Genomic DNA, 477 nt, shown 5'->3' with positions numbered 1-477 from the left:
AACCCAAGCAATCCCATTTTTCTAACAACAGACATATCCTCGATTTTATAATCAAGAATACAGCTCTCAAGCTTCGTAATAATTTCAGAAGTTATTTCTTTAGTGCCATGCTCTTGTAGATAAAGTACATATAGGTATTTTATTTGACTCCCACGGTAATCTGATGCTTTGTAGGCCTTGATCACTCCGTAGTAAGATAAAATTAATTCAGGAGCCTTTTCCATTACAAAATTCGTAATAAAAAGAGAATCATAATCCTTCTCAAATATATCTTTTATGCTGTTTGTGGATTTTTCAGGATGACCGCTAATAGCTTTTAGTATTTGACCAAATGTTTCCATTTTGATCATATAATCGTAATCCCTTCCATCATCAGCTCCAGTATCTCCTGATTTCCTAATATATTCAATACTGTGTTCACCGAGATATCTTTCTATATCAATTTGTTCTGAAGACAATGATTTTAAATCAGATGGC

The 477-nt window shown here is 32.9% G+C and carries 1 pseudogene; it reads right to left on the bottom strand.

What is annotated here, in order from left to right:
* Positions 1 to 477: pseudogene (locus IM290_RS21515) on the bottom strand (hypothetical protein); the annotation flags it as partial.

Source organism: Enterobacter cloacae complex sp. S1 (assembly GCF_014930525.1).
GTDB classification, from domain to species: domain Bacteria; phylum Pseudomonadota; class Gammaproteobacteria; order Enterobacterales; family Enterobacteriaceae; genus Enterobacter; species Enterobacter hormaechei_C.
This window is presented reverse-complemented; position numbering and strand designations above follow the sequence as displayed.